The organism is Streptomyces sp. NPDC093568, assembly GCF_044764945.1.
Taxonomy (GTDB): domain Bacteria; phylum Actinomycetota; class Actinomycetes; order Streptomycetales; family Streptomycetaceae; genus Streptomyces.
This window is the reverse complement of record NZ_JBIWJD010000001.1, coordinates 242,309-264,517: the sequence shown is the minus strand read 5'-3', so window position 1 is coordinate 264,517 and position 22,209 is coordinate 242,309. Positions and strand designations below refer to the sequence as shown.

The following is a 22,209-nucleotide window of genomic DNA, read 5'->3' as shown; positions in this document are numbered from 1 at the left end:
GCGTCCCACGCGTACGTCCCCATAGGCCGTTCACGGTGTGCGGGGCGCCGGTCGCAACCTCAAATGTTGCTCTGAAGGTGGCCCCCGAGGGGTTCGGCTCCCGGTGCGGGGGCCATACCCCCGTCACATCCGACACGGAGAGGGCCGAGGAGGGGACCATGGAGCGACTGGGCACGGGGATCGGGTGGCGTCCGGAGATCGCGGACGCCGTGGAGCGCATGCCGGGCATCGACTGGGTCGAGGCCGTCGCCGAGAACGTCTGCCCCGGGCACCTCCCGGAGTCTCTGGTACGGCTGCGCGAGCGCGGGGTGACCGTGATCCCGCACGGCGTCTCGCTGGGCCTGGGCGGTGCCGAGCGGCCCGACGCCGAGCGGCTGGCCGCGCTCGCCGAGCGGGTGGAGGCGCTGGGGTCGCCGCTGGTCACCGAGCACATCGCGTTCGTCCGGGCGGGCGGGCCGCTGACGGCGTCGCCGCGCCTGGAGGCGGGGCACCTCCTGCCGGTCCCCCGGACCCGGGACGCCCTCGACGTGCTGTGCGAGAACGTCCGTATCGCCCAGGACGCGCTGCCCGTGCCGCTCTCCGTGGAGAACATCGCCGCGCTGATCTCGTGGCCGGGCGAGGAGATGACCGAGGGGCAGTTCCTGTACGAGCTCGCCGACCGCACCGGCGTACGGCTGCTCATCGACGTGGCCAACCTGCACACCAACCACGTCAACCGGGGCGAGGACCCGGCCAAGGCGCTCGCCGAGCTGCCGCTGGAGGCCATCGCCTACGTCCATGTCGCGGGCGGCTTCGAACGCGACGGCGTCTGGCACGACAGCCACGCCCACCCCGTGCCCCAGCCGGTCCTCGACATCCTGGCCGACCTCACCTCCCGGGTGTCCCCGCCCGGGGTGCTGTTGGAGCGCGACGAGAACTTCCCCGAGCCGGCCGAGCTGGAGCGGGAATTGGGGGCGATCCGGGGGGCCTTGGAGAAGGGCGCCGCCGAGCGGAGCGGGACGTCGGCGACCGAGACCTCACGGGAGGCGGCACCGGTTCAGGAGGCTTCTGAGCCCGCCCGGCAGCGGCTCGGTCTCGCGCAGGCCGCGCTGCTCTCCGCGCTGGTTGCCGGGACGCCTGTGCCGGAGGGGTTCGACCGGGTGCGGCTCGGGGTGCAGGCGCGGGCGCTCGCCGGGAAGCGGGCGGACGTCGTGGCCAAGGTCGCGCCGGAGTTGCCGGTGATCCTCGGGGACGGGTACCGACGGGCCTTCCTCGCGTACACCCACGGGCACCCGATGACCGGCGGCTACCGGCGCGACGCACTGGACTTCGCCGGGTATCTGCTGGCCGAGGGCCGTTGCGAGGACGTGCGGGCGCGGGCGGAGTTGCGGGAGTGGTGGCTGGAGCGGTCCGGCCCGAAGCCCCGGTCCCGGCGGCCGGGGGTGCGGCTGGCGCGCGCCACGCGTCGAGTGCTGCTGCGCCGGTGAGCGAGGCCGGCTACGCCAACTCCGGCCGCCGCCGTGGACACCGTCGCCGCCGGAGAGTGTGCCGGGGTTAACACCCGGGCCCGGAGAGCGGTTTCCCTATCCGATTCACCCGCATTTGCCGCCCGAAGCCACTCCACTCCCTTCCCCATTCGCCCGTATCAGCCCCGGTTGCAACCGTTCGCTCCTGTACGGCGGTTGGCGTAGACGCCGAAGTAATATGCCAACCCCATCCGCGAAGCGCACTAACGTGCGGTGCCGCAACAGGAGGCACCATGCGACCGCGTCCCCCGATCAACGGCAGAGGCATCTTCAGCGGCACCGGGCTCATCATCACGGGCCTGACGGCGACGCTGCTGGCGATGATCTTCCCGATCTGGTCGTACGCCGACCGGTCCGGGACCGGTCTGGACGTGCTCAACGCCGAGACCGTCTCGACCGGATACGGGCCGCTGTCCGCCCTCGACCGGGACTTCATCACCAAGGTCCGGCTGGCCGGGCTGTGGGAGCTGCCCGCCGGCGAGCAGGCCCGGAACAAGGGCACGACTCCGGCCGTACGGACCGCCGGTGAGCACCTCATCGAGGGGCACACGTTCCTGGACGAGCGGGTGCGTGACGTCGCCGCCAAGCTCAGCCTCGCGCTGCCCAACGAGCCCACCGAACAGCAGCGGGCGTGGCTGGCGACCCTGGACTCGGCCCAGGGCGTGGAGTACGACCGGCAGTTCGCCAACATCCTGCGGCTGGCGCACGGCAAGGTGTTCTCCGTCGTCGCACAGGTCCGGGCCGGCACCCGCAACTCCCTCGTGCGCAAACTCGCCGACGACGCCAACACCACCGTCCTCGACCACATCACGGTCCTGGAGGCCACCGGCTACGTCGACTACGACGCGCTGGCCCAGGACATGGTCGCGGGCAGCACGCCGCCGCTCACCCCGCCCCCGGCCCCACCGGGTCCGACCACCGACCCCGCTCCGGCCGTCCCCGTGACCCCGCCGCCGTCGCCGTCGCCGTCGCCGACGTACACCCTGCCGCCGGCGGCGACGAGCCCCCGCCCAGGGGACTCCGAGGACTCCTGAGGCCCGAACCGCCCGATCCGGAACGTCACATCCCGGCAACTCTCCGTCCGGATTGTGAACAACCCATGGCGTCTCACAGAGCCTTTGGCATAGAAACGCGGCATGTTCTGGGTCCTTCTCCTGCTGCTGGCCTGGGCCGTCGCCGGCACGGCGTGCACGCGGCTGTGCCTCGCCGCCGTACACACCGCGGCCATGGAATCGAACGAGGCGATCGCGGCCCGGGAGCACGATCTGACGCTGTACGAGGCGGCGTTCCTGTCCGGCGGTCCCCGGCGGGTCGCCGATCTGACCCTCGTCTCCATGGCGCGGCAGCGGCGGCTGCTGCTCGCGCACACCGGCTGGGCGACCGTCGTCGATCCGCGCGGGCGGGACGAGATGGAGCGCTCGGTGATAGGGGCCATCGGACCGGAGGGCCAGTCCCGGATCGAGCCGGTGCGGGACGCCGCGGCCGCCGCCGACGCCGTCGGCACTCTGGCCGACCGGCTGGTGAACGCGGGCCTCGCCGTGCCCGACGGAGCGCGCAACGGGACGGGCAGCGCGATCCGCCAGGTCCGGCTCGCCGCGGCGGCCGTGGTGGCGCTCGGGGCGATCGCCCTGCTGGCACCCACCCCGTCGGACATGCCGGCGCATCTGGTCGCGCTCTGGTTCGCGCTGCCCCTCGTCCTCACCCTGAGCTGCCTCGCCATCGCCCGCATCGAGATCCACCCGTACGCGCAGTGGGCCTCCCCGGCCGGGCAGCGGCTGCTGAGCGCCCTGGTCCGGCACTCCGGGGGCGAGGGCGACCGTACGTATCTCACGTCCGTCGCCGTGCGGGGTGTCCGCGCGATCGGCGAGCCGGACCTGCGGGCCGCCTTCGCGCATCGCGAGCAGGACCGCCGGCAGCACCACGGTGGCGCATAGGGAGCAATGCGGCGACACCGGCAGGGTGGTGCTTGCCTTCATCAACAGACGAACGAAATATCCCTTTTGTTGCTGGCGTGCATCGAAGGGATACGCGATGAGAGCTGCCGCCCTCTACACGGCCGCGGGGGCCATGCTCCTGTCCACCCTCTCCCTGGCCCCGGCCGGCACCGCCGGTGCCGCCCCGGGCGCGGACGAGCTGCACGGCACGACGGTGGCCGTCGCCCGTGCCCGGGCGGCGGGCATCAACTTCGGCCGCTGCCCCAAGGAGCAGGGGCTGCCCGGCCACATCCAGTGCGGCACGGTGTCCGTGCCGCTCGACTACGCCCGGCCCGACGGCAAGCAGATCCGGCTCCTGGTCAGCCGGGCGCGGGCCACGCACAAGGACCCGCACAACAGCAAGCGCCGGGTGCCGGGGCAGGGCCCCCTGGTCTACAACCCGGGCGGACCGGGTGCCTCCGGGCTGAACTTCCCGCTGATCGGGGTCATCCCGGCGTGGAAGCGGCTGGCGGCGGCGTACGACCTCGTCGGCTACGCCCCGCGCGGCGTGGGCCCGTCCGCGCCGCTGTCCTGCCAGGACCCCAAGGAGTACCTCAAGGGGCCCTCGATGGCGCCGACGTACCCCACGGAGGAGTACAAGAAGGAGCGCATCGCCCACGCGAAGGCCTACGCGCGCGGCTGTGCCCGGCGCACCGGAAGCGCGCTTCAGCACTACAACTCCCTCAACAACGCCCGTGACCTGGACGTCCTGCGTGCCGCGCTGGGCCAGGAGAAGCTGACGTTCATGGGCGCGTCGTACGGCACCTACTTCGGCGCGCTGTACGCGCACCTCTTCCCGCAGCACGTGCGGCGGATGGTGTTCGACTCCGCGGTGAACCCGGACCCGCAGCAGATCTGGTACCACAACAACCTCGCCCAGTCGGCCGCGTTCGAGGGTCGCTGGGCGGACTTCCGCGAGTGGGTCGCCGAGCACAACGACGTGTACCGGCTCGGCGTCACCGCCGGCGAGGTGCTGGCCAACTACGAGAAGGTGCGGACCCGGCTCGCAACGCGGCCGGCCGGCGGGAAGGTCGGGCCGGGGCAGTTGCAGGAGGCGTTCCTCCAGGCCGGTTACTACGACGACTACTGGCCCTCCCGGGCGCACGCGCTGTCGGCGTATCTGAAGGGCGACCCGAAGCCGCTGGTCGAGCTGGCCTCACCGGCGAGGGAGTCGGCGGCCGGGGAGGAGAACACCAACGCGGTCTACACGGCCGTGGAGTGCAACGACGCGCCCTGGCCGACGGACTGGGCGACCTGGGACCGGGACAACACGCGGCTCGCGCGCGTGGCGCCGTTCGAGACGTGGGACAACGCCTGGATGAACCTGCCGTGCGCCTACTGGCAGGCGCCCCGGCAGCGGCCGGTGGACGTGCGGACCGGCCCGGGTGAGCTGCCGCCGACGCTGATCCTGGCCGCCGAGCGGGACGCCGCGACGCCGTACGAGGGGGCGCTGGAGATGCACCGGCGGCTCGCGGGCTCGGTCCTGGTGACCGAGCGGGACGCCGGGACGCACGGCATCGCGTACGGCCCGAACGCCTGCGTGAACGGGTACGTCGACGCGTATCTGCTGGAGGGCCGCCTGCCGGGCCGGCGCGCGGCGTGCGAGGGTCACCCGGAGCCGAAGCCGCAGCGGGCGGGCGAGCGCAACGCGAAGAAGCCCGCGGCCCGGCACGAGGACCGGCACGAGGCCGCGGCGCGTCCGTAGCCGTCAGGGCTGATACGACGAAGCCCCGCACCCCGTCGAGGGGGTGCGGGGCTTCGTGGTATCCGTGCCTAGGCGAGCCCGGCGACCAGCTCGGCCACGGACTTGCGGCGGCCGGTGTAGAACGGCACCTCCTCGCGGACGTGCATCCGGGCCTCGGAGGCACGCAGGTGACGCATGAGGTCGACGATGCGGTAGAGCTCGTCGGCCTCGAAGGCGAGGATCCACTCGTAGTCGCCGAGCGAGAAGGAGGCGACCGTGTTGGCGCGGACGTCCGGGTAGCCGCGGGCCATCTTGCCGTGGTCGGCCAGCATGCGGCGGCGGTCCTCGTCGGGCAGCAGGTACCAGTCGTAGGAGCGCACGAAGGGGTAGACGCTGACGTAGTCGCGCGGCGTCTCGTCGGCGAGGAACGCCGGGATGTGCGAGCGGTTGAACTCGGCGGGGCGGTGCAGCGCCATGTTCGACCAGACCGGCTCCAGGGCGCGGCCCAGCCGGGTGCGGCGGAAGAGGTTGTACGCCTCCTGCAGCTGGTCGCTGGTCTCCGCGTGCCACCAGATCATGACGTCCGCGTCGGCGCGCAGCCCGGAGACGTCGTAGGTGCCGCGGATCGTCACGTCCTTGGCGGCGAGCTGGTCGAACAGCTCCTGGACCTCGTCGGCGTAGCCCGCGCGCTCCTCGGGGAGCACGTCCTTCAGCTTGAAGACGGACCAGAGGGTGTAGCGGATGACCTCGTTGAGGTCCTTGGCCAGCTTGCCCTTGTTCGGGATCCTGCCGGACTCGGTGGTGGAGGCGTCGTCACTCATGCCTTTATTCTCCCGCTCCGCCGTGCAGACTCTGCACCGGGTTGGCGGTGAGCTCCTGCACACCGCGCAGATCACCGTCGAGCTGGTCGACGGCGGCGTAGGCGCTCGCGATGCACGCCGGGATGCCCACGCCGTCGTACTGCGCGCCGCACACCGCGAGGCCCGGCACCTTGGCGATGTGCTCGCGGACGCGGGCCACGCGCGCGTGGTGGCCGACCGGGTACTGGGGCAGGCCGTCGGTCCAGCGGGTGACGCGGGTCTCCAGGGGGACGGCGTCGAGGCCGGTGGCCTCCTTGAGGTCCCGCCGGGAGACCTCGACCAGGTGGTCGTCGTCCCGCCCCAGGATCTCCGTCTCGCCGTACCGCCCCACGGAGGTGCGCAGGACGAGGGTGTCCGGGTCCTCGTCGGCGATCCAGCCCCACTTCTGGGAGGCGAACGTGGACGCCTTGATCGTGCGCCCCTCGACCGGCGGCACGAGGAAGCCGCTGCCCGCCGGGAGGTCGGTGCCGGCGCGGCGGTAGGCGAGGGTGATCAGGGCCATGGACGCGTACTCGACGCCGTCCAGCTCGGCGGCGGCCCCCGGGGCCTCGGCGCGCAGGAGGCCGGCGGCGGCCGGGGCGGGTACGGCGACCACGACCGCGTCGGCGTGCACCACCCGGTCACCGGCGACGACCCGCCACCCGTCGGGCCCCTGGCGGCGCAGCTCCGTCACCGGCGCCCCGGTGACGATCTCGCCGCCCCGCGCGCGGACCGACTCCGCGACGGCGAGCGGGAGCCCGCCCACGCCGCCCTCGATGCCCATGAACACCGGCCCGGTCTGCTGGTTGGCCGCGGCCTTGGCCTGGATCTCGCGGACCGCCTCCGTGAGGGAGTCGTGCGTCTTCGCCGCCTGGTAGAGCTGCGGAACGGCCGAGCGCATCGAGATTTGGTACGCGTCGCCCGCGTAGACGCCGCCCAGCAGGGGCTCGACCAGGCGGTCGACGACCTCGCGGCCGAGGCGGGCCGCCACGTAACCGCCGACCGCCACGTCGTCGCCGACCTCGGTGCGGGGCAGGTCGGCGTCGCGCTCGATGCGGGCCAGGCCCTCGTCGGACAGGACGCCGGCCAGGGCGGCGGCGGTGCCGGGGACGCCCATGACGTGGCCCTTGGGCATCGGGCGCAGGGCGCCGCGGGTCCAGATCGACGCGGTCGCGGTGGCGGGCGGCTGGAGGCGGGCGCCGAGGCCGACCTCGCGGGCGAGCGCGACGGCCTCGGGGCGGCGGGCCAGCATCGACTCGGCGCCGAAGTCCACCCGGACACCCGCGATGTCACCGGGCAGCAGCTTGCCGCCGACCCGGTCGGAGGCCTCCAGGACGGTCACGCGTCTGCCGCCGGCCAGCAGCCGGTGGGCGGCCGCCAGTCCGGCGATCCCGCCGCCGATGACGACGACATGGCCCGTGCCCCTGGGAGTCTCCGCTTCGCGCATGCCCCCAGCCTCTCAGACCCCTCTGACAGCGCCCGCGCGCCCCGGTGTCCGGCACGAGTCCCTACCGTGACCGCATCGGGACCGTTTCCCGCCAACGTTCCGCCGGAGCCCGGCGTCGAAGTGACATCAGTCGTCACGACGACCCTCGGGGGTACGCCCACATGCGCACACGACGTTCCGCACGATCCGTACGACCGGTTCAGGCCCTGGCCGGCCTCCTGCTGGCCACCGCCCTCGCGCTCACCGGCTGCAGTGGCGCGAACGACTCAGGGGGCGACAGCAAGGCGGCGGGCTCCGACGCAGGCGCCGAGGCGGCCCCCGAGAACCTTCAGTCGGGCGCGAAGGAAGGCGCCCCCGACAGCGGCACCGCCAGCGGCTCCGGCGGCTCCGGCGCCGACAAGGCCACTCCGGTCAAGGTCCCCGCGAGCCACATCATCCGCACCGCCTCACTGACCGTGCAGGTCAAGGACGTACCGAAGGCCCTGGACGAGGCACGCGGCACCACCGAGAACGCGGGCGGCTACGTCGGCAACGAGACCACGAACCGCGACGAGGAGGGCCACGAGTACACCCGTGTCGTGCTGCGGGTGCCCGTCGAGCGGTACGCCGAGGTCCTCGCGGAGCTGGAGGGCACCGGCAAGCTGATCGAGCGCAGCGCCAAGGCGCAGGACGTCACCGACCAGGTCGTGGACGTGGACAGCCGCATCAAGTCGCAGCGCGCCAGCGTGGCCCGGATCCGTGAGCTGATGGACCAGGCGACCAGGCTCAGCGACGTGGTGACGCTGGAGGGCGAGCTGAGCAGCCGGCAGGCCGACCTGGAGTCGCTGCTCGCCCAGCAGGCGTCCCTGAAGGACCGCACCAGCCTCGCCACCATCACCCTCTCGCTGTCGGAGACGCCGGTGAAGAAGGTGGTGAAGGACGACGACCCCGGCTTCGTGGACGCGCTCGCCGGTGGCTGGAACGCGTTCGTCACCATGCTCCGCTGGATCGCCGTGGCGTTCGGCGCCGTGCTGCCCTTCGCCGCCGTCGCCGCGCTGCTCGTGCTGGTGTGGCTGAAGGTGCTGCGGCCCCGGCTGCCGCGCCGCCCGGCGACCGCGCCCGCGACCACCGCGCTCGGTCCGCTGCCGACGGCCCGCTCCGCGCCGTCTCCCACGCGCGCGGGAGACGCGGAGGGCGGCGAACGGGACTGAAATGCCCGGCGCCCGTAGCGTGTTCGCATGAACATGAGCGCTGGGAGCGGTGTGTCGGGTGAGCGGGAGCGGCTGGTCGTGATCGGCGGTGACGCCGCGGGGATGTCCGCGGCGTCACAGGCACGGCGGCTGCGAAGTGCCGGGGAACTGGACATCGTCGCCTTCGAGCGCGGCCACTTCACCTCCTTCTCGGCGTGCGGCATCCCGTACTGGGTGGGCGGCGACGTCCCCGAGCGCGACCAGTTGATCGCCCGCACGGCCGAGGAGCACCGCGCGCGGGACATCGACCTGCGCATGCGCACGGAGGTCGTGGAGATCGACGTGGCCGGCGGCCGGGTGCGCGCGCGTGACGTCGATTCCGGCGCCGAGTCCTGGACGTCGTACGACAAACTCGTGATCGCGACCGGCGCGCGCCCGATCCGCCCCGACATGCCGGGCGCCGACGCCCCCGGCGTGCACGGCGTGCAGACCCTCGACGACGGCCAGGCCCTGCTCGACACGCTGGCACGCACGCGTGGCCGCCGCGCGGTGGTCGTCGGCGCCGGCTACATCGGTGTGGAGATGGCCGAGGCGCTCATCAACCGCGGCTACGAGGTGACGGTCGTCAACCGCGGGTCCGAGCCCATGTCCACCCTGGACCCGGACATGGGCCGCCTGGTGCACGAGGCCATGAAGGGCCTGGGCATCACCATGGTCGACGACTCCGCGGTCACCGAGATCCTCACCGGCGAGGACGGCCGGGTCCGCGCGGTGGCCACGCAGGACGGGGAGTACCCGGCGGACGTGGTGATCCTGGGCATCGGGGTGCACCCGGAGACGACGCTCGCCAGAGCCGCCGGCCTCCCCCTCGGCGACCACGGCGGCCTGCTGACCGACCTCGCGATGCGCGTACGCGGCCACGAGAACATCTGGGCCGGCGGCGACTGCGTCGAGGTCCTCGACCTGGTCTCCGGCCGGGAACGGCACGTCCCCCTCGGCACCCACGCCAACAAGCACGGCCAGGTCATCGGCACGAACGTCGCCGGCGGCTACGCCATGTTCCCCGGTGTCGTCGGCACGGCCGTCAGCAAGGTCTGCGACCTGGAGATCGCCCGCACGGGCCTGCGCGAGAAGGACGCGCGCAGGGCCGGCCTCCAGTACGTGACGGCGACGATCGAGTCCACGAGCCGCGCGGGCTACTACCCGGGCTCCTCCCCCATGACGGTCAAGATGCTCGCCGAACGCCGCACCGGACGGCTGTTGGGCGTGCAGATCGTCGGCAGGGAGGGCGCGGGCAAGCGGGTCGACATCGCGGCGGTGGCCCTGACGGCCGGCATGACGGTGGAACAGATGACGGCCCTGGACCTGGGATACGCGCCCCCGTTCTCCCCGGTGTGGGACCCGGTACTGGTGGCGGCGCGCAAGGCCGCGAAGGCGGTCAGTGCCGGAGCCTCGTAGCAGGCGCCGCGGGCAACGCCCTCAGGGGCGCGGGGAACTGCGCGACAAGCCACAACGCACCGGCGACCCGCGACGCACCCGCGCCCCCGCGGCGCTCACGCGGATCCGTTGATCCGCTCGATGGCCTGCCGAGCCTGCTCGGCCGGCGGCCGGGAGGGCAACGAGGACACGGAGGCACTCGTCGGCATCGCGGCGGCAGCCGGCTGCTCCCCCGCCGGCTTCGCGTGCGCGGCCCCCCGCGGGGAACGCAACCGATGGCTCACCGCCTCGTCGAGCGTCACCGGCCGCTGCATCTGGGTAGCGAGCCGTCCCGCCTCCTGGCCCAGCCGGGCCACGTCCTCCCACGGCAGCCGCAGCACCAGCGCGAGCTCGGCCTCCCCGTCGGGCAACGCGTGAATCGGAGGAGTAACTCGGTCGTTCATCGCCTGTTCCTCACGTAGACCCCGCGACCCGCCTTCCCCGTGCCGCGGGCGGTTGCCGAGTCATACGCACGCGGCGAGAGCCACGTTCACCGATTCACCGCACGGATCCGGGGCAGAAACCTTTCGTGGTCATCCCCGTCCATGACGTGAACCCGGTGCGCCGCACTCCCTGGGTGACATACGCGCTGATCGCGGCGAACGTGCTCGTCTTCCTGGCCACCCCCGGCATAGCCGGCTCCGTGGCCGGCGAGAGCAACCTGTCCCAGCTGTGCCATCTGCACGCGTTCCTGGACCACTACGCGGCGGTGCCGAGGGAGTTGATCCACGATCAGCTGCCGGGTGTGGTCCCGACCGGCGAGGTGGCCGTCGGCCCCAACGGCCCGGGGTGTGTGATCGGCCCGCCCGGCTACGACAAGTCCCCCGCGCTTTCCGTCCTCACCGCGATGTTCCTGCACGGCGGCTGGCTGCACCTGCTGGGCAACATGCTCTTCCTGCTGATCTTCGGCAACAACGTCGAGGACCGCATGGGGCATGTGCGGTACTTCCTCTTCTACGTCGTCTGCGGCTACGCGGCCAGTTACGGCTTCGCGCTCCTCAACGACGACTCGGCCGACCCGCTGATTGGCGCGTCCGGCGCCGTGGCGGGGGTGCTGGGCGCCTATCTCGTGCTGTATCCGAGGGCCAGGGTGTGGGTCCTGGTGCCGTTCCTGATCTTCCTGCCGCTACGGCTGCCCGCCTGGCTGGTGCTCGGCTTCTGGTTCGTGCTCCAGGCCGTGTACTCGTCCGGCGAGGGCGTCTCCGAGGCCGGCACCGTGGCCTACGCGGCGCACATCGTGGGCTTCCTCGCGGGCATGCTGCTGGCCTGGCCGCTGAAACGGGGGACGATCCCGCCACCGGAGCCACGCGGCCTGCTGTTCGGCAGACGCGCCCGGCCCCGGCACACGTGGTGAGCGCGAGGCGGGACAGGCTCTAGCGAGCCGTCTGCGTGTGGACGTACTCGACGAGGCGGGTCAGGGCGTCCGGGTCGGTGGACGGCATGACGCCGTGGCCGAGGTTGAAGACGTGGCCCTCCAGGCCCGCCGCCGCGTCCAGCACCTCGCGGGTCTTGGTCTCGACCGCCTCGGGGGTGGCGAACAGGACGGTCGGGTCGAGGTTGCCCTGGAGCGCCTTGCCGGGGCCGACGCGGCGGGCGGCCTCGTCGAGGGGGACGCGCCAGTCGACGCCGACGACGTCGGCGCCCGCCTCGCCCATGAGCTTCAGCAGCTCGCCGGTGCCGACGCCGAAGTGGATGCGCGGGACGCCGTAGCCGGCGACGGTGTCGAAGACCTTCGCGGAGGCGGGCAGCACCGAGCGACGGTAGTCGGCGGGGGCGAGCGCGCCGGCCCAGGAGTCGAAGAGCTGGACGGCGGAGGCGCCGGCCTCGATCTGCACCTTGAGGAAGGCTGCGGTGATGTCGGCGAGGCGGTCGAGCAGGTCGGCCCAGAGCTCCGGGTCGCCGTACATCATCGCCTTGGCGTTCTCGTACGTGCGCGACGGTCCGCCTTCGACGAGGTAACTCGCGAGGGTGAAAGGCGCGCCGGCGAAACCGATGAGCGGGGTCGGGCCGAGCTCGCGGACGAGCAGGCCGATCGCCTCGGTGACGTACGAGACGTCCTCGGGGGTCAGGTCGCGCAGCTGGGCCAGGTCGGCGCGGGTGCGGATCGGCTTCTCGACGACCGGGCCGACGCCGGGCTTGATGTCGAGGTCGATGCCGATGGCCTTCAGCGGGACGACGATGTCGCTGAAGTAGATCGCCGCGTCCACGTTGTGCCTGCGCACGGGCTGGAGGGTGATCTCGGTGACCAGGTCGGGCCGCATGCAGGACTCGAGCATGCCGATGCCCTGGCGGACCTTGCGGTACTCGGGAAGTGAGCGCCCGGCCTGCCGCATGAACCACACCGGCGTGTGCGGTACGGGCTCGCGCCTGCACGCCTTGAGGAAGGCTGAGTTCTTGGCTGCGTCGGGCGTGGCCGCAGGCGGCGTCTGGTTGGCACTCACGGGGGCAAGTCTCGCACGGCCGCACAGGGCCCCGTGCCGGGGTCGCCGTGTTGTCCGGGTGTCTCTCCCTGCACGAAGCTCCTGTTCCCCTTACTCTTCCCGGCATGGCTGCGGCTCAGGGAAGACTGTCGGACGGCACTGGCGGATCGGATGACGCGAAGGAGACCGGAGAGGCGGACCGGCATTCGCACAGCACGGCTCCCCCGGCTTTCCGGGCCGCGGTCGAGGCCCTGCGCGCCGCGCGCCTGCGGCCGCAGATCGAGGTCGAGCAGACCAAGGCGCCCCAGCGCCTGGCCCCGTACGCGTACGCGCTGGAGGCGGCGGTCGTCGACGGCGACCAGGACCTGGCCGACGGCCGTCTGGTGCTGCTGCACGACCCTGCGGGCCACGACGCCTGGCGGGGCTCCTTCCGGCTGGTGACGCTGGTGCGCGCGGAACTGGAGCCGGAGATGGCCGCCGACCCGCTGCTGCCCGAGGTGTGCTGGTCCTGGCTGACCGGCGCGTTCCAGGCGCGCGGGCTGTCGTACGGCGAGCCGAGCGGCACCGTCACGCGCGCGAGCTCCCACTACTTCGGCGGCCTGTCCGAGCGCCCGGCGGCCTCACAGATCGAGATCCGGGCCTCCTGGACGCCGCGCGAGGGGCTGGGCGGCGTCCCGGACACCGCGGCCCATCTGGCGTCCTGGTGCGATCTGCTCGCCCAGATCGCGGGGCTGCCGCCGGCCGGCCCCGGGGACGCGTCGGTGGTGACGCTGCCGCAGCGCCGCGATCCGCAGTCCCGTTGATCACGCGGGGCTCCGGACGGCCACACGCTTGACCGTCACTTTGTCGATACGGCCACTTTCGGTCAGGAACAGTTCTTGATCGAAGCGATTTACCATCCGAACGATCGACCAGGTGTCTGAATTGCCCCGATTGTTACTCACTAAATCGTGATCTTTCCCTAAAGGGCCATGGGTTTGGTGCCGAAGACGACTGTGACCTTGCAGTCCGTCCCCGCACCCCAGGAGGCCTGGTGTCCGTTCTCCTCGAGCAGCCCGCAAGCCTGGTCGCCTACCGCCCGAACAAGCCGACCGCCATGGTGGTCGTGGCCGACCCCCGCGTCCGCTCCACCGTCACCCGCCACCTGTGGGCGCTCGGTGTGCGCGATGTCATCGAGGCCTCGTCCATCGCGGAGGCTCGTCCCCGCATCGGCAACCCCCGCGACATCTGTGTCGCAGACGTCCACCTGCCCGACGGCTCCGGCCTTACCCTCCTGTCCGAGACCCGCGCCGCGGGCTGGCCCAACGGCCTCGCCCTGTCCGCCGCCGACGACATCGGCGCCGTGCGCAACGCCCTCGCCGGCGGCGTGAAGGGTTACGTCGTCACCGGCACCCGCACCAACGTCGGGCTCCCCACCCGGCCCGGTGCCGCCCCCATCGGCGCTGCCGCCGCCCGTATGCACCGTCGCCACCCGGGTGCCCCGAGCCACCCGGGCGGCTACCGCGAGCTGTCCGGTCGCGAGGTCGAGGTGCTGCGGCTGGTGGCGGAGGGCCAGTCGAACAAGGCGATCGGCGTCTCGATGGGTCTGTCCGCGCTGACCGTCAAGAGCCACCTCGCCCGCATCGCCCGCAAGCTCGGCACCGGTGACCGCGCCGGTATGGTCGCCGTGGCCCTGCGGACGGGCATCATCCACTGAGCCACCCATTCATTGACCACTTGATCATTCACTGACGTGAACGGGATCGGCCGCTGGTCCCGCCCTCGTCCCGCACCGTCGTGAGCCGGATCCTTACCTTGACTGACTGGTTTACGACCCTTGGGCGCCCGCCGACGGAACGTTCCATCGGCGGGCGCCGTCCATACACAGATACTCTTGACAGGTGACCGACGCCCAAGAAACCGCAGCAGACAGTTCACTGCGAACCACCGGAGGCGCCCCTCCGGAAGACGACGGATCTTCTGTTACGGAGGCGCCGATCCCTTTGCTCGAGCCCCGCGAGGGCATTCCGCCCGTGATCGCCGACGAGGCCGCGCTCGCCGAGGTGATCGCCGCCTTCTCCGCGGGCTCGGGCCCGGTCGCCGTCGACGCCGAGCGAGCGTCCGGCTACCGCTACGGCCAGCGCGCCTATCTCGTGCAGCTGCGCCGGGCCGGCGCGGGCTCCGCGCTGATCGACCCCGTCGCCTGCCCCGACCTGTCCGGCCTCGGCGAGGCGCTGTCCGGCGTGGAGTGGGTGCTGCACGCGGCCACCCAGGATCTGCCCTGTCTGCGCGAGATAGGCATGGTGCCGACCCGGCTGTTCGACACCGAGCTGGCCGGGCGGCTCGCCGGGTTCCCCAGAGTCGGCCTCGGCGCGATGGTCGAGAGCGTGCTCGGGTTCGTCCTGGAGAAGGGCCACTCCGCCGTCGACTGGTCGACCCGGCCGCTGCCCGAGCCGTGGCTGCGGTACGCGGCGCTGGACGTCGAGCTGCTGGTGGACCTGCGCGACGCGCTGGAGAAGGAGCTGGACCGGCAGGGGAAGCTGGAGTGGGCGCGTCAGGAGTTCGACGCGATCGCCTCCGCGCCGCCCGCCGAGCCGCGCAAGGACCCCTGGCGGCGTACGTCCGGCATGCACAAGGTGCGGCGCCGGCGCCAGCTCGGTGTGGTGCGGGAGCTGTGGCAGACGCGGGACCGGATCGCGCAGAAGCGCGATGTGTCGCCGGGCAAGGTGCTCAGCGACGCCGCCATCGTGGAGGCCGCGCTCGCCGTGCCGGCCAACGTGCACGCCCTCGCCGCGCTGAACGGGTTCGGGCACCGGATGGGGCGGCGTCAGCTGGAGCAGTGGCAGGCGGCGGTGGACCGGGCGAAGGCCCTGACCGAATCGCAGCTGCCGGCGCCGGGCCAGCCCGTCGCGGGGCCGCCTCCGCCGCGGGCCTGGGCCGACAAGGACCCCGCCGCCGCTGCGCGGTTGGCCGCGGCTCGGGCCGCCGTGTCCGCGCTGGCCGAGCAGCTCAACATGCCCCAGGAGAACCTGATCACTCCGGACACCGTGCGGCGGGTGTGCTGGGAGCCGCCGAAGGTGGTCGACGCGGAGTCCGTCGCGCAGGCGCTGGCCGGTCATGGGGCGCGGCCCTGGCAGGTCGAGCAGGTCACTCCGGTGCTGCTGGCCGCGCTGGCGGCCTAGCCGGCGCCCCTCACCTGGTCGCGCCCTTCATGAGGCCGTCGCAGAGGAAGCGCCGCGGCCCCAGGAAGACGATCGGTGTCGGCAGGATCACCAGGACCGCTCCTGCCGAGATCGTCTCCCCGTGGGAGCCGAACGGGCCCTTGAAGCGGAACGGCGACGTCGAGATCACGCCAAGATCTTCCGGCGGTATGCAGGGCAGCGGTCAGGGACGGGACCGGCTTGATGCCCGGCGCGATGACGCGGCGGGACTCCGCCTCGGGTGTGACCTTCGCCGCTCCCCCCTCCAGGACTGTGCAGCTACGTTACTCATAAGTAGCATGGGCCTGAGCGCGCGCTCAGCGCTTGCGTGCCGCAGCAGTGCAGATCCCGCACCTCTGGAGGAGAGCCATCGTGCCTCGTACCGTCAGGGATGTCGTCTTCGTCGACGGCGTCCGCACCCCGTTCGGCAAGGCGGGCCCGAAGGGCATCTACCACGAGACCCGCGCCGACGACCTCGTCGTGAAGGCGATCCGGGAGCTGCTGCGCCGCAACCCGGGTCTCGACCCGAAGCGGATCGACGAGGTCGCCATCGCCGCGACCACGCAGATCGGCGACCAGGGCCTGACCATCGGCCGCACGGCCGGTATCCTCGCCGGTCTGCCCCAGTCGGTGCCGGGCTACTCCATCGACCGCATGTGCGCCGGCGCCCTGACCGCCGTCACCTCGGTCGCGGGCAGCGTGGCCTTCGGCGCCTACGACGCCGCCATCGCCGGTGGTGTCGAGCACATGGGCCGCCACCCTATGGGCGAGGGTGTGGACCCGAACCCGCGCTTCGTCAGCGAGAAGCTGGTCGACGAGTCGGCGCTGTTCATGGGCATGACCGCCGAGAACCTGCACGACCGCTACCCGACGATCACCAAGCAGCGCGCCGACGAGTACGCCGTGCGCTCGCAGGAGAAGGCCGCCAAGGCGTACGCCAACGGCAAGATCCAGGCCGACCTGGTCCCGATCTCCGTGCGCCGCACCAACCCCGAGGCCGGCGAGACGGGCTGGGGCCTGGTCACCGCCGACGAGCCGATGCGCCCGGGTACGACGCTGGAGAACCTCTCCGGTCTCAAGACCCCGTTCCGCGTCCACGGCCGGGTCACCGCCGGTAACGCGGCCGGTCTGAACGACGGCGCCACCGCCTCCCTCATCGCCTCCGAGGACTTCGCCCGCGAGAACAACCTCCCGGTGAAGATGCGCCTCGTCTCCTACTCCTTCGCGGGTGTGGAGCCGGAGGTCATGGGCTACGGCCCGATCCCGGCCACGGAGAAGGCGCTCGCCCAGGCGGGGCTGTCCATCGACGACATCGGCCTGTTCGAGATCAACGAGGCCTTCGCCGTCCAGGTGCTCGCGTTCCTGGAGCACTACGGCATCGCCGACGACGACGCCCGCGTCAACCAGTACGGCGGCGCCATCGCCTTCGGTCACCCGCTGGCCTCCTCCGGCGTCCGTCTGATGACGCAGCTGGCCCGCCAGTTCGAGGAGCAGCCGGAGGTCCGCTACGGCCTCACCACGATGTGCGTCGGCTTCGGCATGGGCGCCACCGTGATCTGGGAGAACCCGCACCACAAGGACGCCGGAGGCAACAAGTGAGCACCACCGCTGAGCTCCTGAAGGGCGCGGCCGAGCTCTTCCCCGACGAGGTCGTGACGTCGGCGCACGTACGCCACCTCGACCTGCCGTACGGCGCCGGGCGCTTCGCGCTCATCACGCTGGACAACGGCTTCGACCACACCAAGCCGACCACCTTCGGCCCGGCCTCGCTGGCGAACCTCAACACCGCCATCGACCAGGTCGAGAAGGAGGCCGCGGACGGCGACATCGTCGGCGTCGGCATCACCGGCAAGCCGTTCATCTTCGCCGTCGGCGCCGACCTCAAGGGCGTCGAGCTGCTGAAGGAGCACAAGGACGCGCTGGCCATCGGCAAGGGCGGCCACGAGGTGTTCAAGCGCCTCGCCGGCCTCGCGGTGCCGACCTTCGCGTACTACAACGGTGCCGCCATGGGCGGTGGCGTCGAGGTCGGTCTGCACTGCAAGTACCGGACCGTGTCGAAGGCGCTGCCCGCCTTCTCGCTGCCCGAGGTCTTCCTCGGCCTGGTCCCCGGCTGGGGCGGCTGCACGATCCTGCCGAACCTGATCGGCGCCGACAAGGCCGTCTCGGTGATCATCGAGAACAGCCTCAACCAGAACAAGCAGCTCAAGGGCCAGCAGGTCTTCGACCTGGGCATCGCCGACGCCATCTTCGAGGGCGCCGACTTCCTGGAGCAGTCGCTGATCTGGACCGCCCAGGTGCTGAAGGGCGACGTCGAGGTCGAGCGTCCGGTGATCGACCGCGGCGAGGGCTGGGACCAGGCCGTCGCCAAGGGCCGCTTCATCGCGGACTCGAAGGTGCACGGCGCCGCTCCGGCCGCCTACCGCGCCCTCGACATCATCGCCGCCGCCAAGAACGGCGACCTCCAGCAGGGCTACGACGCCGAGGACAAGGCGCTCGCCGACCTGATCATGGGTGGCGAACTGCGCTCCGGCATCTACGCCTTCAACCTGGTGCAGAAGCGCGGCAAGCGCCCCGCCGGTGCCCCGGACAAGAACCTGGCCCGTCCGGTCACCAAGGTCGGTGTCGTCGGCGCCGGTCTGATGGCCTCCCAGCTCGCGCTGCTCTTCCTGCGCCGCCTGGAGGTGCCGGTCGTCCTGACCGACATCGACCAGGAGCGCGTGGACAAGGGTGTGGGCTACGTCCACGCCGAGATCGAGAAGCTGCTCGGCAAGGGCCGTATCAACCAGGACAAGGCCAACCGCCTCAAGGCCCTGGTGAGCGGTGTCCTGGACAAGGCCGAGGGCTTCTCGGACGCGGACTTCGTCATCGAGGCCGTGTTCGAGGAGATCGGTGTCAAGCAGCAGGTGTTCGCGGAGGTCGAGGCGGTCGCCCCGGCGCACGCGATCTTCGCGACGAACACCTCCTCGCTGTCGGTGTCGGAGATGGCGTCGAAGCTGCAGCACCCCGAGCGGGTCGTCGGCTTCCACTTCTTCAACCCGGTCGCGGTCCTCCCGCTGCTCGAGATCGTCCGCGGCGAGAAGACGGACGACGCCTCGCTGGCCACGGCCTTCGCCGTCGCCAAGAAGCTGAAGAAGACCGCGGTCCTCACCAAGGACGCCCCGGCGTTCGTCGTGAACCGCATCCTGACCCGCTTCATGGGCGAGATCCAGAACGTCATCGACGAGGGCACCCCGGTCGAGGTCGCCGAGAAGGCCGTCGAGCCGCTCGGTCTGCCGATGTCCCCGCTGGTGCTGCTGGAGCTGGTCGGTCCCGCGATCGGTCTGCACGTCTCCGAGACCCTCAACCGGGCCTTCCCGGACCGCTTCACGGTCTCCCCGAACCTCGCGGCCGTCGTCAAGGCGGGCAAGCGCGGCTTCTACGTCTACGACTCCGGCAAGCCGGAGCTGGACCCCGAGGTCGCCGCGCTGCTGAAGCAGGGCGACTCCGTCCTGACCGAGGAGCAGGTCCGCGACCGCGTCCTCGACGCCGTCGCCCAGGAGATCGGGCTCATGCTCGACGAGGGTGTCGTCGCCGAGGCCCAGGACATCGACCTCTGCCTGATCACGGGCGCCGGCTGGCCCTTCCACCTGGGCGGCATCACGCCGTACCTGGACCGCGAGGGTGTCTCCGAGCGCGTGAACGGCAAGAAGTTCCTGGCTCCGGGCGTGGCCAGCGTCCCGGCGTAGGCGCTCCGCTGTGAACGCCGGTGCCCCGCATGCCGACTTGGTGTGCGGGGCACCGGCGTTGTCGGCAGGTACGTGGGGGCTCCGCCCCCAGACCCCCGTATCGGCCTGAACGGCCTCGTCCTCAAACGCCGGACGGGCTGAGAGAGCCGGGCCCCGTCCACCGGCACCGGCACCGGCACCGGCACCGGCAAAGTCAGCAGGCACCGGGGCTCCCCCGGACCCCCGCATCGGCCCGAACGCCCTCGTCCTCAAACGCCGGACGGGCTGAGGGGACCGGCCCCGTTCCCAAGCACCGGACCGGCTGAGGGCGAAAACGCCGGACGGGCTGCGAGGGCCGGCCCGGGCTCAAACGCCGCACGGGGACCGGCTGAGAGCGTCGGCCGGAGGGTCAGACCTCCCGCCAGGCCTCCAGGGCCAGTCCCGGCTCGTCCTTGCGCCGGGTGACCAGCAGTTGGCCCGTCGACGGCGACAACGTGGCCGCGACCACCCGCTCGTCCTCGTCCAGGGCCAGGGCGACCGTCGCGTCCGCCGGGAGCTGCGGTCCCGACTCGGTCCACCACGCGCCCGCCGACTCCTGCTCCGTCGGGTACGCGGCGAACGCGATACGGCCGCCGGCCGAGCGCTGGGCGAGCAACGTGCAGTCGTGGCCGTCGAGTTCGCAGCGGATCGCGGTCACCGGGCCGGGGCCGGCGGACGCCAGGAGGGGGACCGGCTTGGTGCCGGGGCGCCAGGCGCACAGGTCGCCGGAGTCGTCGGCGTAGAAGAGGGTGGTGTGCTCCGCGGAGGTGGCCAGGGCGTGCAGGGTGCCCGCGCGCACGGGCGTCTCCATCGCCTCCTCCAGGACCGGGACGCTGCCCGGCTTCTCCTGCCGCCAGTGCAGGACCGCGCCGGGGACGGCCGCGTACAGCTCGACCAGCCCCGACTCCCCCGTCACGGCGGCGAGTCGGTCGTCGACCTCGGCGCCCTTCAGGTCGCGCCACGGGCCCCAGCCGCCGACCTCCTTCTGGCCGCGCATGCTGACGCCGCCCGCCCGGTTGCGGACGAAGACATGGGCCCGGCCCACCGCGTCGACCGTGACGGCGGGCGTGCCGGTGCGGTCGCCGCTCTTGTCGGGGTGGCCGATGGGAATCCAGTCCAGCGGGGCGAGCCGGGGCCGGAAGTGCGTGGAGTGCACCAGGCCGGCCTCGCCCGCCCTGGTGGGTCGCCAGGCGGCCAGGTGGGCATAGGCGTCGGCGCCCTGGCCCACCGCGGGGCCGGGGCGCAGCTTCTGGTCGCCGCCGACCCTGCGCGGGGGTTCCCAGGGGCCGCCGGATCCGAGTTCCGCCCGGCACAGGACGGCGTCGTCGGTCGGCAGATAGACGCTGAGGCGGCCGTCGCGGCCGCGGATGAGCCAGTCGCCGTTCACCGGTTCACTCTATTCGGGGTCGGGGCGCCGGGCGGCCCCGACCCCGGGCAAGCTGGATCACGGCAGCAACCTCCGCACGAGAACAGGAAGTCGACGTCATGACCGACAAGCTCACCGTGAGCGTCCTGGGCACCGGCATCATGGGCGCCGCGATGGCCCGCAACCTGCTCAAGGCCGGGCACACCGTCCGCGCCTGGAACCGCACCCGCGCCAAGGCCGAGCCGCTGGCCGCGGACGGCGCGTCCGTCGCCGGCACCCCCGCCGAGGCGGTCCGGGGCGCCGACGTGGTCCTGACCATGCTGTACGACGGCCCGGCGACGCTGGACGTGATGCGGGAGGCGGCGCCCGCGCTGAACTCAGGCGCCGTCTGGGTGCAGTCGACGACCGCCGGGCTCGACTCCCTCGCCGACCTGGCCGCGTTCGCCCGCGAGCACGGCCTCGTCTTCTACGACGCCCCCGTCCTGGGCACCCGCCAGCCCGCCGAGGCCGGTCAGCTCACGGTGCTGGCCGCGGGGCCGGCCGAGGGCCGGGCGGCGGTGACGCCGGTGTTCGACGCCGTCGGCGCCCGTACGGTGTGGACCGGCGAGGACGGCGCGGCGGGCACCGCGACACGGCTGAAGCTGGTCGCCAACAGCTGGGTGCTCGCGGTGACGAACGCCGCCGGTGAGGTGCTGGCGCTGGCCAAGGCCCTCGACGTGGACCCGCAGGGGTTCTTCGAGGTGATCGACGGCGGCCCGCTCGACATGGGGTATCTGCGGGCCAAGACGGGCCTGGTGCTCGGCGGGGAGCTGTCCCCGGCCGCGTTCGCGGTGAGCACGGCGGCCAAGGACGCGCGGCTCATCGTGGCGGCGGGCGAGCGGCACGGCGTACGGCTGGACGTGGCCGAGGCGAGCGCGCAGCGGTTCGAGCGGGCGGCGGCGCAGGGCCATGGCGACGAGGACATGGCGGCGGCGTACTTCGCGAGCTTCGAGGATGACGGGGCGGAGCGATGAGCCGTGCGAGGCTGGTTCCATGACCGATGACGTCCCCCTGCTCGTGATCGTCGACGCCGCGAACGTCGTCGGGTCGGTGCCCGACGGATGGTGGCGGGACCGGCGGGGGGCCGCGGAGCGGCTGCGGGACCGCCTGGCGGCGGACGGGGTGCCGGGGCGTGCGGGGCCCGTCGAGATCGTGCTCGTGGTCGAGGGGGCCGCTCGGGGCCTGGAGAGCGTGCCGGGGGTGCGGGTGGAGTCCGCCGCCGGCAGCGGCGACGACCACATCGTCGAGCTGGTCGCCCGCGCGGAGGGACGCCCCTGCCTGGTGGTGACCGCGGACCGGGAACTGCGCCGCAGGGTGACGGAGTTGGGGGCGGACGTGGCGGGGCCGCGTACGGTCCGGCCGTAACCGG

General features: G+C 72.4%; 19 protein-coding genes and 1 pseudogene. 14 read left to right on the top strand and 6 right to left on the bottom strand.

The genetic code is table 11. The features are described from left to right. Positions 1 to 158 precede the first annotated feature (158 nt). The 4 genes from ACIRD7_RS01110 to ACIRD7_RS01095 all read left to right on the top strand — a co-directional run bounded on the left by ACIRD7_RS01110 (position 159) and on the right by ACIRD7_RS01095 (position 5,183). Positions 159 to 1,466: a DUF692 domain-containing protein gene (locus ACIRD7_RS01110; protein WP_403447992.1), complete on the top strand. Its 1,308-nt coding sequence runs from the start codon at positions 159 to 161 to the stop codon at positions 1,464 to 1,466. Between the two features lie 272 nt (positions 1,467 to 1,738). Then, the gene (locus tag ACIRD7_RS01105; protein ID WP_403447989.1) at positions 1,739 to 2,539 is read left to right on the top strand and encodes a DUF4142 domain-containing protein; all 801 of its coding nucleotides are present in this window, start codon (positions 1,739 to 1,741) and stop codon (positions 2,537 to 2,539) included. Between the two features lie 102 nt (positions 2,540 to 2,641). Next, a complete protein-coding gene (locus ACIRD7_RS01100) occupies positions 2,642 to 3,439 on the top strand; it encodes a TIGR04222 domain-containing membrane protein (RefSeq protein ID WP_403447987.1) in 798 nt (265 codons plus the stop codon). Positions 3,440 to 3,536: 97 nt separating this feature from the next. Next, positions 3,537 to 5,183, top strand: coding sequence for an alpha/beta hydrolase (locus tag ACIRD7_RS01095; RefSeq protein ID WP_403447985.1), 1,647 nt, complete (start codon positions 3,537 to 3,539; stop codon positions 5,181 to 5,183). A 68-nt stretch (positions 5,184 to 5,251) separates the two neighbouring features. Here ACIRD7_RS01095 and hemQ read toward each other — a convergent pair whose 3' ends face one another. Together hemQ and hemG are read right to left on the bottom strand one after the other, a co-directional pair. Further along, on the bottom strand, positions 5,252 to 5,983 hold the full coding sequence (gene hemQ, locus ACIRD7_RS01090; protein WP_403447983.1) for a hydrogen peroxide-dependent heme synthase: 732 nt from the start codon (positions 5,981 to 5,983) through the stop codon (positions 5,252 to 5,254). Positions 5,984 to 5,987: 4 nt separating this feature from the next. Continuing rightward, complete coding sequence (hemG, locus tag ACIRD7_RS01085) at positions 5,988 to 7,448, bottom strand: protoporphyrinogen oxidase (protein ID WP_403447981.1); 1,461 nt, start codon at positions 7,446 to 7,448, stop codon at positions 5,988 to 5,990. A gap of 161 nt (positions 7,449 to 7,609) precedes the next feature. Between hemG and ACIRD7_RS01080 the strand changes: the two genes are divergently transcribed. Both ACIRD7_RS01080 and ACIRD7_RS01075 read left to right on the top strand, forming a co-directional pair. Then, positions 7,610 to 8,638: a DUF4349 domain-containing protein gene (locus tag ACIRD7_RS01080; protein ID WP_403447979.1), complete on the top strand. Its 1,029-nt coding sequence runs from the start codon at positions 7,610 to 7,612 to the stop codon at positions 8,636 to 8,638. A gap of 27 nt (positions 8,639 to 8,665) precedes the next feature. Beyond that, positions 8,666 to 10,075: an FAD-dependent oxidoreductase gene (locus ACIRD7_RS01075; RefSeq protein WP_403447977.1), complete on the top strand. Its 1,410-nt coding sequence runs from the start codon at positions 8,666 to 8,668 to the stop codon at positions 10,073 to 10,075. Positions 10,076 to 10,170: 95 nt separating this feature from the next. Here the strand turns inward: ACIRD7_RS01075 and ACIRD7_RS01070 are convergent, their stop codons facing one another. Next, the gene (locus ACIRD7_RS01070; protein WP_403447975.1) at positions 10,171 to 10,497 is read right to left on the bottom strand and encodes a hypothetical protein; all 327 of its coding nucleotides are present in this window, start codon (positions 10,495 to 10,497) and stop codon (positions 10,171 to 10,173) included. Positions 10,498 to 10,622: 125 nt separating this feature from the next. Between ACIRD7_RS01070 and ACIRD7_RS01065 the strand changes: the two genes are divergently transcribed. Then, positions 10,623 to 11,447: a rhomboid family intramembrane serine protease gene (locus ACIRD7_RS01065; protein WP_403447973.1), complete on the top strand. Its 825-nt coding sequence runs from the start codon at positions 10,623 to 10,625 to the stop codon at positions 11,445 to 11,447. Positions 11,448 to 11,466: 19 nt separating this feature from the next. On the opposite strand, the gene hemE is transcribed toward ACIRD7_RS01065, so the two are convergent. Then, on the bottom strand, positions 11,467 to 12,534 hold the full coding sequence (hemE, locus tag ACIRD7_RS01060; RefSeq protein ID WP_403447971.1) for a uroporphyrinogen decarboxylase: 1,068 nt from the start codon (positions 12,532 to 12,534) through the stop codon (positions 11,467 to 11,469). Positions 12,535 to 12,638: 104 nt separating this feature from the next. On the opposite strand from hemE, the gene ACIRD7_RS01055 reads away from it, so the two are divergent. The 3 genes from ACIRD7_RS01055 (at position 12,639) to ACIRD7_RS01045 (ending at position 15,674) form a co-directional block, all read left to right on the top strand. Beyond that, positions 12,639 to 13,316 (top strand): DUF3000 domain-containing protein, encoded by a 678-nt coding sequence (locus ACIRD7_RS01055; RefSeq protein WP_403447969.1) that lies wholly within the window; start codon positions 12,639 to 12,641, stop codon positions 13,314 to 13,316. 230 nt (positions 13,317 to 13,546) lie between these two features. Further along, positions 13,547 to 14,209, top strand: a complete 663-nt coding sequence (locus tag ACIRD7_RS01050; RefSeq protein WP_003997051.1) for a response regulator transcription factor — start codon at positions 13,547 to 13,549, stop codon at positions 14,207 to 14,209. A 184-nt stretch (positions 14,210 to 14,393) separates the two neighbouring features. Beyond that, positions 14,394 to 15,674: a ribonuclease D gene (locus ACIRD7_RS01045; RefSeq protein WP_403447968.1), complete on the top strand. Its 1,281-nt coding sequence runs from the start codon at positions 14,394 to 14,396 to the stop codon at positions 15,672 to 15,674. A gap of 10 nt (positions 15,675 to 15,684) precedes the next feature. Here the strand turns inward: ACIRD7_RS01045 and ACIRD7_RS01040 are convergent. After that, positions 15,685 to 15,876, bottom strand: a pseudogene (locus tag ACIRD7_RS01040) (carbohydrate ABC transporter permease); the annotation flags it as partial. Between the two features lie 188 nt (positions 15,877 to 16,064). Between ACIRD7_RS01040 and ACIRD7_RS01035 the strand changes: the two are divergent. Together ACIRD7_RS01035 and ACIRD7_RS01030 are read left to right on the top strand one after the other, a co-directional pair. Then, complete coding sequence (locus ACIRD7_RS01035) at positions 16,065 to 17,291, top strand: thiolase family protein (protein ID WP_403447967.1); 1,227 nt, start codon at positions 16,065 to 16,067, stop codon at positions 17,289 to 17,291. Next, complete coding sequence (locus tag ACIRD7_RS01030; RefSeq protein ID WP_403447965.1) at positions 17,288 to 19,417, top strand: 3-hydroxyacyl-CoA dehydrogenase NAD-binding domain-containing protein; 2,130 nt, start codon at positions 17,288 to 17,290, stop codon at positions 19,415 to 19,417. Before ACIRD7_RS01035 ends, ACIRD7_RS01030 begins: the two co-directional genes overlap by 4 nt. Before the next feature lie 388 nt (positions 19,418 to 19,805). On the opposite strand, the gene ACIRD7_RS01025 is transcribed toward ACIRD7_RS01030, so the two are convergent. Continuing rightward, positions 19,806 to 20,822 (bottom strand): hypothetical protein, encoded by a 1,017-nt coding sequence (locus ACIRD7_RS01025; RefSeq protein WP_403447963.1) that lies wholly within the window; start codon positions 20,820 to 20,822, stop codon positions 19,806 to 19,808. 98 nt (positions 20,823 to 20,920) lie between these two features. Between ACIRD7_RS01025 and ACIRD7_RS01020 the strand changes: the two genes are divergently transcribed. Further along, a complete protein-coding gene (locus ACIRD7_RS01020; protein WP_403447961.1) occupies positions 20,921 to 21,814 on the top strand; it encodes an NAD(P)-dependent oxidoreductase in 894 nt (297 codons plus the stop codon). 19 nt (positions 21,815 to 21,833) lie between these two features. Continuing rightward, the gene (locus ACIRD7_RS01015; protein ID WP_403447959.1) at positions 21,834 to 22,205 is read left to right on the top strand and encodes an NTP pyrophosphohydrolase; all 372 of its coding nucleotides are present in this window, start codon (positions 21,834 to 21,836) and stop codon (positions 22,203 to 22,205) included. Positions 22,206 to 22,209 lie beyond the last annotated feature (4 nt).

Bases quoted from the DNA above. Each gene is read 5' to 3' on its own strand.
- ACIRD7_RS01110 (WP_403447992.1), top strand. From the start codon at position 159: ATGGAGCGACTGGGCACGGGGATCGGGTGGCGTCCGGAGATCGCGGAC.
- ACIRD7_RS01105 (WP_403447989.1), top strand. From the start codon at position 1,739: ATGCGACCGCGTCCCCCGATCAACGGCAGAGGCATCTTCAGCGGCACC.
- ACIRD7_RS01100 (WP_403447987.1), top strand. From the start codon at position 2,642: ATGTTCTGGGTCCTTCTCCTGCTGCTGGCCTGGGCCGTCGCCGGCACG.
- ACIRD7_RS01095 (WP_403447985.1), top strand. From the start codon at position 3,537: ATGAGAGCTGCCGCCCTCTACACGGCCGCGGGGGCCATGCTCCTGTCC.
- hemQ (WP_403447983.1), bottom strand. From the start codon at position 5,983: ATGAGTGACGACGCCTCCACCACCGAGTCCGGCAGGATCCCGAACAAG.
- hemG (WP_403447981.1), bottom strand. From the start codon at position 7,448: ATGCGCGAAGCGGAGACTCCCAGGGGCACGGGCCATGTCGTCGTCATC.
- ACIRD7_RS01080 (WP_403447979.1), top strand. From the start codon at position 7,610: ATGCGCACACGACGTTCCGCACGATCCGTACGACCGGTTCAGGCCCTG.
- ACIRD7_RS01075 (WP_403447977.1), top strand. From the start codon at position 8,666: ATGAACATGAGCGCTGGGAGCGGTGTGTCGGGTGAGCGGGAGCGGCTG.
- ACIRD7_RS01070 (WP_403447975.1), bottom strand. From the start codon at position 10,497: ATGAACGACCGAGTTACTCCTCCGATTCACGCGTTGCCCGACGGGGAG.
- ACIRD7_RS01055 (WP_403447969.1), top strand. From the start codon at position 12,639: ATGGCTGCGGCTCAGGGAAGACTGTCGGACGGCACTGGCGGATCGGAT.
- ACIRD7_RS01020 (WP_403447961.1), top strand. From the start codon at position 20,921: ATGACCGACAAGCTCACCGTGAGCGTCCTGGGCACCGGCATCATGGGC.
- ACIRD7_RS01015 (WP_403447959.1), top strand. From the start codon at position 21,834: ATGACCGATGACGTCCCCCTGCTCGTGATCGTCGACGCCGCGAACGTC.